At 73.1% G+C, this 12,247-nt stretch carries 8 protein-coding genes and 3 tRNA genes; 7 read left to right on the top strand and 4 right to left on the bottom strand.

Annotated features, from left to right (window positions below):
• Both ACWF9Z_RS21105 and ACWF9Z_RS21100 read left to right on the top strand, forming a co-directional pair.
• On the top strand, window positions 1–1,473 hold a 1,473-nt coding region (locus ACWF9Z_RS21105), incomplete at its 5' end, for a sensor histidine kinase (RefSeq protein ID WP_453604160.1).
• A gap of 47 nt (window positions 1,474–1,520) precedes the next feature.
• Window positions 1,521–2,915, top strand: coding sequence for a carboxyl transferase domain-containing protein (locus tag ACWF9Z_RS21100; protein WP_453604158.1), 1,395 nt, complete (start codon window positions 1,521–1,523; stop codon window positions 2,913–2,915).
• A 56-nt stretch (window positions 2,916–2,971) separates the two neighbouring features.
• Here the strand turns inward: ACWF9Z_RS21100 and ACWF9Z_RS21095 are convergent, their stop codons facing one another.
• Window positions 2,972–4,243 carry an MFS transporter gene (locus ACWF9Z_RS21095; protein WP_453604157.1) on the bottom strand — a complete coding sequence of 424 codons (1,272 nt, stop codon included), beginning with the start codon at window positions 4,241–4,243 and terminating at the stop codon, window positions 2,972–2,974.
• Between the two features lie 226 nt (window positions 4,244–4,469).
• On the opposite strand from ACWF9Z_RS21095, the gene ACWF9Z_RS21090 reads away from it, so the two are divergent.
• Window positions 4,470–5,711: a carboxylate-amine ligase gene (locus ACWF9Z_RS21090; protein WP_453604156.1), complete on the top strand. Its 1,242-nt coding sequence runs from the start codon at window positions 4,470–4,472 to the stop codon at window positions 5,709–5,711.
• A gap of 201 nt (window positions 5,712–5,912) precedes the next feature.
• Here ACWF9Z_RS21090 and ACWF9Z_RS21085 read toward each other — a convergent pair.
• The 3 genes from ACWF9Z_RS21085 to ACWF9Z_RS21075 form a co-directional block, all read right to left on the bottom strand.
• Window positions 5,913–5,989: transfer RNA gene (locus ACWF9Z_RS21085), tRNA-Ile, on the bottom strand.
• A gap of 187 nt (window positions 5,990–6,176) precedes the next feature.
• Window positions 6,177–6,249, bottom strand: a tRNA-Asn gene (locus ACWF9Z_RS21080).
• A 5-nt stretch (window positions 6,250–6,254) separates the two neighbouring features.
• A tRNA-Asn gene (locus tag ACWF9Z_RS21075) sits at window positions 6,255–6,327 on the bottom strand.
• A gap of 145 nt (window positions 6,328–6,472) precedes the next feature.
• Here ACWF9Z_RS21075 and ACWF9Z_RS21070 point away from each other — a divergent pair.
• The 4 genes from ACWF9Z_RS21070 (at window position 6,473) to ACWF9Z_RS21055 (ending at window position 12,232) form a co-directional block, all read left to right on the top strand.
• Window positions 6,473–6,778: a YtxH domain-containing protein gene (locus ACWF9Z_RS21070; RefSeq protein ID WP_453604154.1), complete on the top strand. Its 306-nt coding sequence runs from the start codon at window positions 6,473–6,475 to the stop codon at window positions 6,776–6,778.
• Window positions 6,779–6,873: 95 nt separating this feature from the next.
• Window positions 6,874–8,313, top strand: a complete 1,440-nt coding sequence (locus ACWF9Z_RS21065) for an FGGY family carbohydrate kinase (protein ID WP_453604153.1) — start codon at window positions 6,874–6,876, stop codon at window positions 8,311–8,313.
• Between the two features lie 251 nt (window positions 8,314–8,564).
• Entirely contained in the window at window positions 8,565–10,298 is a 1,734-nt protein-coding gene (locus ACWF9Z_RS21060; protein ID WP_453604151.1) for an ABC transporter ATP-binding protein, read from the top strand.
• Entirely contained in the window at window positions 10,295–12,232 is a 1,938-nt protein-coding gene (locus ACWF9Z_RS21055; protein ID WP_453604150.1) for an ABC transporter ATP-binding protein, read from the top strand. Before ACWF9Z_RS21060 ends, ACWF9Z_RS21055 begins: the two co-directional genes overlap by 4 nt.
• Window positions 12,233–12,247: the final 15 nt, after the last annotated feature.

The following is a 12,247-nucleotide window of genomic DNA, read 5'->3' as shown; positions in this document are numbered from 1 at the left end:
CGCCCCCGCCCCGCCCCCAGCGCGGCGCGGACCCCGGCGCGGGCCGGCCCCCGCCCCGGGCCGCGGGGCACCAGCCCCCCCCCCCCCGCCCGGCTGACCGAGCTGTTCACGGCCGGCCTGACCGAGGCCGAGCGGGCGGCGGTCCCCCATCTGCCGGACGGCCGGTCCGGGCTGCTGGGCACCCTCATCACCGACCCGCGCCCGCTCATGCTGGAAGACCTTTCCCAGGACCCCCGCTCGGCCGGCTTCCCGCCCGGCCACCCCCCGATGCGCAGCTTCCTCGGCGTCCCGATCCGGGTCCACACCGAGGTGTTCGGCAACCTCTACCTCACCGAGAAGCGGGGCGGCGGGCCCTTCACGGACGAGGACCTCGCACTGCTGCGGGTCCTGGCCTCGCAGGCGGGGATAGCGATCGGCAACGCCCGGCTGTACGAGACCGCGCGCCGCCGGGAGCGCTGGATCGAAGGCGCCGCCGCGGTGACCACCACCCTGCTGGCGGGCCGGCCCGCGGCGGACGCGCTGATGTGCGTGGCCGAACGGGCCCGGCTGCTCGCGGACGCGGCGGCCGGCATCGTCCTCCAGCCGACTCCGGAGGGCGGCATGGAAATCGTGGCCGCCTCCACGCCGGGGGACCCGGGGGACCTGGTCGGCACGGCCATCGAGCCGGGTTCGGCGGTCCTGGAACAACTCCTGGGCGGCGAACCCGTCTTCATCGAGGACTCGGCGACCGATCCCCGGATGACCACCCACGTACGGGAACGCTTCGGCCCCAGCATGATGCTCCCGCTGCAGAGCGGCGGCCAGCTGATCGGCACCCTCGCGCTGCCGCGATCCCAGGGCGACCCCCCGTACGACGCCGTCGACCGGCTGCTGGCCTCGCAGTTCGCCTCCCAGGCCGCGCTGGCGCTGGTCCTCGCGGACGCGCAGCACGACCGCGAGCAGCTGGCCGTCTACGAGGACCGCGACCGCATCGCGCGGGACCTGCACGACCTGGTGGTGCAGCGGCTGTTCGCGACCGAGATGATGCTGGAGAGCACGAAGAAGCGCTCCGCGGCCTCGTCGGGGGGCGATGCGGTCGGCGAGGAGCTGGGCCGGGCGGTGGACGAGCTCGACTCCACCATCCAGGAGGTCCGCACGGCCATCTTCGCCCTCCAGCAACCGCCGACGGACGCGCCGACCACCTTCCGCGGCCGGGTCCTCCGGGAGACCGGCGGGGCGGCGGTCCTGCTGGGCTTCCAGCCGTCGGTCCATTTCGCGGGCGCGGTGGACGCGCTGCTCCCCGAGCCGGTGGCGGGCGACCTGCTCGCCGCCCTGCGCGGCGCGCTGGCGGCCGCGCACCGCCGCTCGGAGGTCACCAGGATCCAGGTCGAGGTCGACGCCGTCCCCACCCGGGTCCGCCTGACCGTCTCCGACGACGGCCACACCTCCACGGGCACCCTCGGCACGACGCTGACCTGGGAATCCCCCCTCTGACAGCGGGACCCGAGTGGCAGGTGCGCCCCAAGCCCTAGGCTGGCCCCGTGACCTTCCGTCAATCGGCCCGCGCCGCGCTCGCATCCGTAACCGACCCCGGCAGCTTCACCGAACTGCCCGTCACGGCCGGCGGCGACGACCCCGCCCCCGACGGCCCCCTCGGCTGGGCCGGCTACGACGACTCCCGCGCCCGCGCCGCGCGGCGGACCGGCGAGGACGAGTCCGTCGTCACCGGCACCGCCCTCATCGACGGTCACCGGGCCGCCCTGATCTCCTTCGAGTTCGGCTTCCTCGGCGGCTCCCTCGGCCACCGCACCGGTGACCGGATCGAGGCGGCCTACGCCCACGCCCGCGCCCACCGCCTGCCCCTGGTCTCGCTCATCGCCACCGGCGGCTCCCGGATGCAGGAGGGCATGCTCGCGCTGACCCAACTCCAGCGCGCGGCCCGCCAGTCCGCCCTCACCCGCGCCGCCGGCCTGCCCCAGATCGCCGTCCTGCGCGACCCCACCACCGGGGGCGGCTGGGCCACCCTCGGGGCCGGGGCCGACGTGGTCCTCGCGCTGCCCGGGGCGCAGGTCGGCTTCGCCGGCTCCCGGGTACGGCCGGCGGACGCGGACCCGGCGGCCTACACCGCCGAGGGGCAGTTCGCCGCCGGGCACGTGGACGCCGTCGTGTCCCTGCCGGAGCTCCCCGCGAACCTGGCGGGCTGGCTCCGCGTCCTGGCCGCGCCCCGCTCCGCCGGGCCCGTCGCGCCACCGGACGCGCTGGCCGACGTAGCGCTGCCGCCCACCGGGTGGGACGCCGTGCGCCGGGCCCGCCGGCCCGAGCGGCCGCGCGCCCGGCAGTACCTGGACGCGTACTTCGACCTCCGCCTCCCCCTCTCGGGCGACCGCGCCGGCGGCACCGACCCGGGCATGCTGTGCGGCTTCGGGCTCCGGGAAGGCCGGGCCGTGGCCTACGCCGCCCAGTGCGGCACCGCCACCCGCCCGGCCGGCTACCGCACGGCGGCCCGGGTGATCCGGCTCGCGGACCGGCTCGGCGTCCCGGTGCTCACCCTGGTGGACACCCCGGGCGCGGCCAACGACGCCGCCGCCGAACACGCGGGCGCCGGCGCCGCCATCGCCGACACCTTCGCGGCGCTCGCCTCGGCCACGGTTCCCGTGACCACCCTGCTCATCGGCGAGGGCGGTTCGGGCGGCGCCCTCGCGCTGGCCGCGCCGGGCCACACCTGGGTCACTCCGGACAGCTACTTCTCGGTGATCGCCCCCGAACTGGCGGCGGCCATCCTCAAGCGGCCCCCGGAGGCCGCCCCGGCGACGGCGGAACAACTGCGCATCCGCCCCCAGGACCTCGTCGCCCTGGGCGTCGCCCGCGGGATCGTTTCCCCGCGGACGCCGGAGACTCCGAAGACGCCGGAGACGCCGGAGCCACCCGGGGCCTAGCCTCTCCGGGCCGCGGGCGGGCTCGTGGCCCGGGGGCGGCGCCGGGCGGGACCCGCTCAGGCCTGCGGCGACCGCGCGTCGTACCGGGCGAACCCCCGCCACCGCAGGCCGAGCAGCACCAGGACGAGCACGCACCCGATCCCGCCGCCCGCGATCGCGACGCCCGGCGAGGTGAGGTCGGCGGCGGTCCCGGCGACGAAGTCCCCGAGCCGGGGTCCGCCCGCGACGACCACGATGAAGACGCCCTGGAGGCGGCCCCGCATCTCGTCGGGGGTCGCGGCCTGGAGCATCGTGGTGCGGAACACCATCGAGGTGGCGTCGGAGGCGCCGGCCAGGGCGAGGAAGAACAGCCCGGCCCAGAGGTTGCGGCTCAGCCCGAACGCCGCGATGGCCGCCCCCCATCCGGCCACGGACAGCAGGATCGCCACCCCGTGCCGGCGGATCCGGCCCTGCCAGCCGGAGAGCAGCCCGCCGAGCAGCGCGCCCACCGCGGGAGCCGCCACGAGCAGGCCGACGGTCTTCGCGTCGCCGCCGTACCAGAGCACGGCGATGGCCGGGAAGAGCGCCTTCGGCGAGGCCAGCACCATGGCGGCCATGTCGGTGAAGAAGGTCATCCGGATGTTGGGCCGGGTCCCGAGGAAGCGCAGGCCGTCGAGTACGGACGCCCGCCCCTTCGCGCCCTCCTCCCGGTCGGGCTTCATCGACGGCAGCCGCCACATCGCGTAGAGGGCGGCGCTGAAGGTGACGGCGTCGATCAGGTAGGCGGCCTGGTAGCCCCACCAGCCGACGATGACCCCGCCCAGCATCGGGCCGGCCGTCATGCCGAAGGTCATGGTCACGGTGTTCAGCGCGTTGGCGGCGGGCAGCTGTTCGACGGGCAGCAGGCGCGGGATCATCGCCGACCGGGCCGGCCCGTTGAGCGCCGCGCACACGGCCTGGAGCGCGACGACGCAGTACAGCAGCCAGACCCGGTGGTAGTCGAGGAGCGCGGCGCCGGCCAGCCCGATCGACAGGGCGGCCAGGCCGAGCGAGCTGAAGAGCCCGAGGGTGCGGCGGTCGACGGTGTCGGCGATGGCGCCGCCGTAGAGACCGAAGACGACGAGCGGCACGAGCGAGAAGAGTCCGACCAGCCCGACGGAGAAGCTGGATCCGGTGATCTCGTAGACCTGGAGGGAGATCGCGAGGGCGGTCATCGCCTGACCGAGCCAGGAAATGGTTCCGCCGACCCACAGCCGCCGGTAGTCGGCGGAGCTCCGCAGCGGGGTGAGGTCGGCGAATATGCGGCGTTTGAGGGGGGTGGGCGGTGATGGAGCCGTCGTACGAGTCACATCGGATCTTAACCAGACGCCGCGCGAGGCCCGGTCGAATTTCCGCCGGACCGGACTCCCTCGGTACGCACCCGCACCAGTCTCCCCACCGGAATCCGGAGCCCCGCGGCGGGACGCTTCTTGCTGCTAACTCGCCACTATCACCGGACATTTGACCGAATTGACGTGCGCTCCCCGCCCGAAGTTCGGCTCATGATGAAAAGACTCGTATGTCCAGGGAGGCGCAGTGATCGAACCTGGCACAAGCACCACGAGCACCGGCACCACGAGCACCGGCACCGCGAGCGCGCGCACGAGCGCCCGGAGCACCCCGAACCCCGCCACCACCTCCACTCCCGCCACCACCGGCACCACGGGCGCGGCCGGCACGGTCCCCCCGCTCACCCTGGGGGTCGAGGAGGAGTTCCTCCTCGTCGACGCCCGCACCCTGCGGGTGGTCCCGGCCGCCCCGCTCGTCCTCGCCACCGCCGCCGGACCGCTCCACGAACTGCACCCCGAGGGCACCCGCTACCAAGTGGAGATCGCCACCCCGGTCTCCGACTCGGCCGGGGACCTGCGCAGAGAGCTCGCCGCACTGCGGACCACCCTCGCGCAGGCGGCCCGCGCGCACGGCTGCCGGCTGCTGGCGGCGCCCTCGCCGGTCGTCGCCGTGGAGGGTCCGCTCCACCTGACCGACGACGAGCCGCGCCAGCGCGAGCAGCACCGGCGCTTCGGCGCGCTCACCGACACCCTCGTCAGCTGCGGCCGCCACATCCACATCGGCACCCTCGACGTGGACACGGCCGTCGCGGTGTCCAACCGGGTCAGACCCTGGCTGCCCACGCTGATCGCGCTGGCCGCCAACTCGCCGTTCTGGGGAGGCCGTGACACCGGCCACGCCAGCTGGCGGGCGATGGCCTGGTCGGGCTGGCCCTCGGCCGGCCTCCCTCCGCACTTCACCTCGACGGCCCACTTCCGCCGCTCGGTGCAGACCCTGCTCGGCTCCGGGGCCGCCCTCGACACCAAGATGGTCTACTGGGACCTCCGGCCGTCCGGGAACTGGCCGACGCTCGAGTTCCGGGCGCCCGACATGTCACCGGACATCGACTCGGCCGTCCTGCAGGCCGAACTGGCCCGCGCCCTCGTCACGACGGCCCTGCGCGAGATCGCGGAGCGGCGGCCCGACCCGCCCGTACGGGAGGACGTACTGCGCCTCGCGCGCTGGCGGGCGGCCCACGACGGCCTGGAGGGCTTCGGCCTCGACCCGTACACGGGCGCCGAGCTCCCGGCGGCGGACCTGGCGGAGGCACTGCTCGACCTGGTGGCCCCCGAACTGGCCGCCTCCGGCGACCTCGACCACGCGGCGAAGACCATGGCCGGTCTCCTGCGCGACGGCTCGGGCGCCCACCGCCAGCGCGCGGCGTTCACCCGCCGCGGCGACCTCATGGACGTCCTGCGTCACCTGGCGGACGAAACGGAGGCCTTCTGACCGGCGCGGCCCCGCGCCCGGCCCGCAGGTGCGACCGCACCCGCACCTGCGCCCGGCCTGCACGACTCGAGGATCCGGCGGCCACGGCCGGCCGCGCACACCGGAGAAAGGCCCCTGGGGGCGAGGATCGCGGGCTCAGAACGTCCGGGATCGGGGAGGCGACGAGAACGACAAGGAGAACGTTCCTGCACACCTTGCGCGTGGTGGGGCGGGTGGGACTCGAACCCACGGCCGACGGATTATGAGTCCGCTGCTCTAACCGGCTGAGCTACCGCCCCTTCACGGCGTGGCGCGTACATGTGTGCGCGCCGTCTGCCGCAGCATAGCCGCTCATACGATCTCCTGCCTCGGATGCCTCGCATGATCGGCTTCGCCTGCCCAGAGAGACCGTATCGAGCCCTGTCCGGTTCCACACCGGGCGCATAAAAAGAAAAAGGACCCACTCGGGGTCCTCGTTCTCACTTGCTCCCCCGACTGGACTCGAACCAGTAACCTGCCGATTAACAGTCGGCTGCTCTGCCAATTGAGCTACAGGGGACCGCGCTCCCCCGACTGGACTCGAACCAGTAACCTGCCGATTAACAGTCGGCTGCTCTGCCAATTGAGCTACAGGGGATTGCTGCGTTGCACCGAACAGCCCACCTCCGGCCAAGCCGGGGGGCGGGTGCCCGCTGCGAGTCATAGATTAGCGCAAGCAGGGGGGTGCTCCGCCAATCGGTATCGCCAGCGGGCCGGGCACCACATGACGAAGGGTGACAGGCATGCGGTACAAGGTCACGTTCGTGGTCGGACTGGCCCTCGGGTACGTGCTCGGGACCCGGGCCGGGCGCGAGCGGTACGAACAGTTGAGGAAGTCCGCGCGCGGGTTCGCGCAGAACCCGGCGGTGCGCAACGCCGCCGAGAGCGCTGGTCAGACCGGCCGGGAGTTCGCGGGCAAGGCCTTCGCCGTGGTGAGCGACAAGGTGGGCGACGCCGTGCCCGACTCCCTGGCCGGGCGGGTACGCGGGCTGCGCGCCCGGGTCGGCGGCGGCTCCGGCGAGGACGACTGGGGCACCAGCAACACCTGACGGCTCGGCCCGGGCGGGGCCCGCCCCCGCCCGGGTGACGTCTCGCGGGGTTCGGGGCGGCGGAGTTCGTTCGGACGTGCGGCAGAATTCCCCTCATGGGGATAGTCGCCGGGCTGGACAGCTCTTCCGCCTTCACTCGCATCGTGGTCTGTGACACCGAGACGGGCGCCGTGCTGCGCCAGGGGTACGCCCCCCATCCGCAGCCCACCGGCGAAGCCGTCCCGCACGAGACCGATCCACAGGCATGGCTGCTCTCCCTCGGGGAAGCCGCCGGCGGCGGGCTCCTCGAGGGCGTCGAGGCCATCGGCGTCTCCGCCCAGCAGCACGGTGTGCTGCCCCTCGACGCGCAGGGCGGCCTCGTCCGCTCCGCGCTGATCGGCAACGACAAGCGCGGCCAGGTCGCCGCCGCCGACCTGATCGAAGCGCTCGGCGGCCGGCAGGCCTGGGCCGAGGCCGTCGGATCGGTCCCCCATTCGGCCCAGCCGATCGCGAAGCTGGCCTGGCTGGCCCGCGTCGAGCCCGACGCGGCCCGCCGGGTCGCCGCGGTGATGTCGCCCCACGACTGGCTGGTGTGGCAGCTGCTGGGCCGCCCGGCCCGGCGGACCACCGACCGGGGCGGCGCCTCCGGCACCGGCTACTGGTCGACGGCCACCGGCACCTACCGCCCCGACCTCGTCGAGCTCGCGCTCGGCCACCGGGCGCTCCTGCCCGAGGTGCTCGGCCCCTCCGAAGCCGCCGGGACCACGCCCGAGGGGCTGCTGATCTCCGCCGGGACCGGCGAGACCATGGCCGCCGCGCTCGGACTGGGCATGGGCCCCGGCGACGCGGTGGTGTCCCTGGGCGCCTCCGGGTCGGTGATGGCGGTGCACCGCGAGGCGCTGTCCGAGCCCGGCGGGCTGATCACCTCGCTCGCGGACGCCGCCGGGATGCACCTGCCGGTGGTCAACACCTCCAACGCGGTACGGGCCCTGCGCGGCACCGCCGAGATGCTGGGCACCGACCTGGACGGGCTGAGCGAGCTCGCGCTGAAGTCGACCCCGGGCGCACACGGCCTCGTACTCCTGCCGTACCTGGAGGGTGAGCGGACGCCGAACCTGCCGCACACCGCCGGAACCCTGTCGGGGCTGCGCCGGGACTCCATGAAGCCGGAGCACCTCGCGCGGGCGGCCTTCGAGGGGATGCTGTGCGGGCTGGTGGACGCGCTCGACGTGCTGCGCAGCCGGGGGGTGGAGATCCGCCGGGTGTTCCTGCTGGGCGCGGCGGCCGAGCTGCCCGCCGTACAGGCCTTCGCGCCGGGCCTGTTCGGCACGCAGATCGTCGTGCCGGCGCCGGCGGACTACGCGGCGCTGGGCGCGGCCCGGCAGGCGGCGTGGGCGCTCGGCGTGGCGCGGGGCACGCTGGCCCCGCACACCCCGCCGGTGTGGCCGGCGCCGGCCGCGCAGGTCTTCGAGCCGGACGAGGAGTACCCGGCCTGGCAGGGCGTGCGCCAGCAGTACATCGCGACCCGGGAGCAGATCCACCCCGGCGCGTTCTGAGGCCGGCGCTTTCTGAGCCCGGCGGCGCGCGGCCGCCGGGGGCGGCACGGCGGCCGGGGGCGGCACGGCGGCCGGGGGCCCGGCCGGGTTCCTAGCCGGCGGGCCTTGCCGGGGGCCCGGCCAAGGGCCTAGGACCGGTCCCGCGCCCCGGTACTCCTTTTGACCGGCCTTTGCGAAAACCGTTGGGGCTGGGCACCCGGTTGGCCGAAGATGGGGTGACCCCCCTCGATCATGCCGACCGGAGCCTGCGCGTGCTCATACGACTTCTGCGGACCCACCTCGGTCCGTACCGGAAACCGATCGCCGTGCTGGTGCTGCTGCAACTGCTGCAGACCAGCGCGAGCCTCTACCTGCCCACGTTGAACGCCGACATCATTGACAACGGTGTCGTCAACGGCGACACGGGCTACATCCTGCGCTTCGGCGCGCTGATGCTCGGCGTCTCGCTGGTGCAGCTCGTCTGCAACGTCGGAGCCGTCTACTACGGTGCCCGCACCGCCGCCGCCTTCGGCCGTGACGTCCGGGCCGGCGTCTTCGACCGCGTACAGAGCTTCTCGGCGCGTGAGCTCGGCCACTTCGGCGCGCCCTCGCTGATCACCCGTACGACGAACGACGTGCAGCAGATCCAGATGCTCGTGCTGATGACCTTCACCCTGATGGTGTCGGCTCCGATCATGTGCGTCGGCGGCATCTTCATGGCGCTGTCGCTCGACGTGAAGCTGTCGGGCGTGCTCCTCGCCGTCGTCCCCGTGCTCGGCCTGTCGGTCGGCGCCATCGTCCTGAAGACGCGGCCGCTCTTCCGGGCGATGCAGACGCGCCTGGACACCGTGAACCGGGTCCTGCGCGAGCAGATCACCGGCAACCGGGTGATCCGCGCCTTCATCCGCGACGACTACGAGAAGAACCGCTTCCGCGAGGCCAACGCCGACCTCACCGGTGTCTCGCTGGCGGCGGGCAAGCTGCTCGCGCTGATGTTCCCGACGGTCATCGTGGTCGTGAACATCTCCAGCGTCGCCGTCATCTGGTTCGGCGCCATGCGCATCGACAGCGGCGGCATGGAGATCGGCCAGCTGACGGCCTTCCTCGCCTACCTGATGCAGATCGTCATGGCCGTGATGATGGCCACCTTCATGTTCATGATGGTGCCGCGCGCCGAGGTCTGCGCCGAGCGCGTCCAGGAGGTCCTGGACACCGACTCCAGCGTGGTCCCGCCCGCCGACCCCGTCCGCAAGCTGCTCCACCACGGCCGCCTCGAGCTGCGCGGCGCCGACTTCCGCTACCCGGGCGCCGAGGCTCCCGTACTGCGCGGGGTCGACCTGGTCGCCCGCCCGGGCGAGACCACCGCCGTGATCGGCTCCACCGGCAGCGGCAAGTCCACCCTGCTGGGTCTGGTCCCCCGGCTGTTCGACGCGACCGGCGGCGAGGTCCTCGTGGACGGCGAGGACGTACGCCGCCTCGCGCCCGAGCTGCTCGCCCGGACGGTCGGCATGGTCCCGCAGAAGCCGTACCTGTTCTCCGGGACGGTCGCCACCAACCTGCGCTACGGACGCCCGGACGCCACCGACGAGGAGCTGTGGCACGCGCTGGAGGTGGCGCAGGCCAAGGAGTTCGTCTCCGCGCTGGAGGGCGGGCTCGACGCGCCCGTCGCCCAGGGCGGGACCAACGTCTCCGGCGGCCAGCGCCAGCGGCTCGCGATCGCGCGCACGCTCGTGCAGCGCCCGGAGATCTACCTCTTCGACGACTCCTTCTCGGCCCTGGACTACGCGACGGACGCGGCGCTGCGCTCCGCGCTCGCCCGCGAGACCGAGAACGCGACCGTGGTCATCGTCGCCCAGCGGGTCTCCACGATCCGCGACGCCGACCGGATCGTCGTCCTCGACGCGGGACAGGTCGTGGGCGAAGGACGCCACCACGAGCTGATGGCCGGCAATGAGACCTACCGGGAGATCGTGCTCTCCCAGCTGACGGAGGCGGAGGCGGCGTGAGCGGTCCCGGAGGACGCATGATGATGGGACCGCCGACGACGCGGTCCATGAACTTCAAGGACTCGGGCAAGCGGCTGCTGCGCCAGCTGGCGCACGACCGGGTCAAGCTGTGGGGCATGATCCTCGCGGTCGTGGCCAGCGTCGCCGCTTCGGTGACCGGCCCGAAGATCCTCGGCGAGGCCACCGACCTGGTCTTCGCGGGGATCGTGGGCCGGGAGGTGGGGCGGGAGCTGCCGCCCGGCGCCACCAAGGAACAGGCCCTGGAGCTGATGCGCTCCCAGGGCCAGGGCGGGATGGCGGACATGCTGTCCGGCACCGACTTCACCCCGGGCCAGGGCATCGACTTCGGCGCGGTGGGGGCGGTGGCCCTGTGGGCGCTGGCCGTCTTCACGGTCGCCGGTCTGATGATGCTGGTCGCGACGCGGCTGTCGAACCACATCATGAACGGCACCGTGTACCGGTTGCGCGAGGCGCTGCAGGCGAAGCTGTCGCGGCTGCCGCTGTCGTACTTCGACTCGCAGAAGCGCGGAGAGGTGCTCAGCCGGGCCACGAACGACATCGACAACATCGGGCAGACGCTCCAGCAGACGATGGGGCAGCTGCTCAACTCGCTCCTGACCATCGTCGGCGTGCTGGCGATGATGTTCTGGATCTCGCCGGTGCTGGCGCTGGTCGCGCTCGTGACGATCCCGGTCTCGGCCTACGTGGCCGCGAAGATCGGCAAGAAGTCGCAGCCGCAGTTCGTGGCGCAGTGGAAGTCCACGGGCGCCCTGAACGCGCACGTCGAGGAGATGTACTCGGGGCACACGCTGGTCAAGGTCTTCGGCCGGCAGAAGGAGTCCGCGGAGCTCTTCGCCGAGCAGAACGAGGCGCTGTACCGGGCCTCGTTCAAGGCGCAGCTGGTCAGCGGGATCATGCAGCCGGTGATGCTGTTCATCTCGAACATCAACTACGTGCTCGTCGCGGTCGTCGGCGGTCTGAAGGTGGCCTCGGGCACCCTGTCGATCGGTGACGTCCAGGCCTTCATCCAGTACTCGCGCCAGTTCTCGATGCCGCTGACCCAGGTCGCCTCCATGGCGAACCTGGTGCAGTCCGGCGTCGCGTCGGCGGAGCGGGTGTACGAGCTGCTGGACGCGGAGGAGCAGGAGCCGGACGCGGAGGTTCCGGAGCGTCCCGAAACGCTGGTCGGGCAGGTCACCTTCGACAAGGTCGCCTTCCGCTACGAGCGGGACAAGCCGCTGATCGAGAACCTCTCGCTCTCGGTCGACCCGGGACAGACGGTCGCGATCGTCGGCCCGACCGGCGCCGGCAAGACCACGCTGGTCAACCTGCTGATGCGGTTCTACGAGGTCACGGGCGGCGAGATCGCCCTCGACGGCGTGGACATCGCGAAGATGACCCGCGAGGAACTGCGCGGCGGCATCGGCATGGTGCTCCAGGACACCTGGCTGTTCGGCGGCACCATCGCGGAGAACATCGCCTACGGCGCTTCGCGCGAGGTGACGCGCGAGGAGATCGAGGAGGCCGCGCGGGCGGCCCACGCGGACCGGTTCGTCCGCACGCTGCCCGACGGCTACGACACGGTGCTCGACGACGAGGGCGCGGGCGTCAGCGCCGGCGAGAAGCAGCTGATCACCATCGCGCGGGCGTTCCTGTCCGACCCGGTGATCCTGGTGCTCGACGAGGCGACGAGCTCGGTGGACACCCGGACCGAGGTGCTGATCCAGAAGGCGATGGCGCGCCTCGCGCACGGCCGCACGTCCTTCGTGATCGCGCACCGGCTGTCCACGATCCGCGACGCCGACCTGATCCTGGTGATGGAGAGCGGCTCGATCGTGGAACAGGGCACGCACGAGGAGCTGCTGGGCTCGGACGGCGCGTACGCGCGCCTGTACGCGGCGCAGTTCGCGCAAGCGGTGGCCGAGGTCGACTAGCGGGACGGCCGGGAC

It is taken from the genome of Streptomyces sp. NPDC054961, assembly GCF_053609145.1.
The sequence above is the reverse complement of the archived record's forward strand: the minus strand, read 5'-3'. Positions and strand labels throughout refer to the sequence as shown.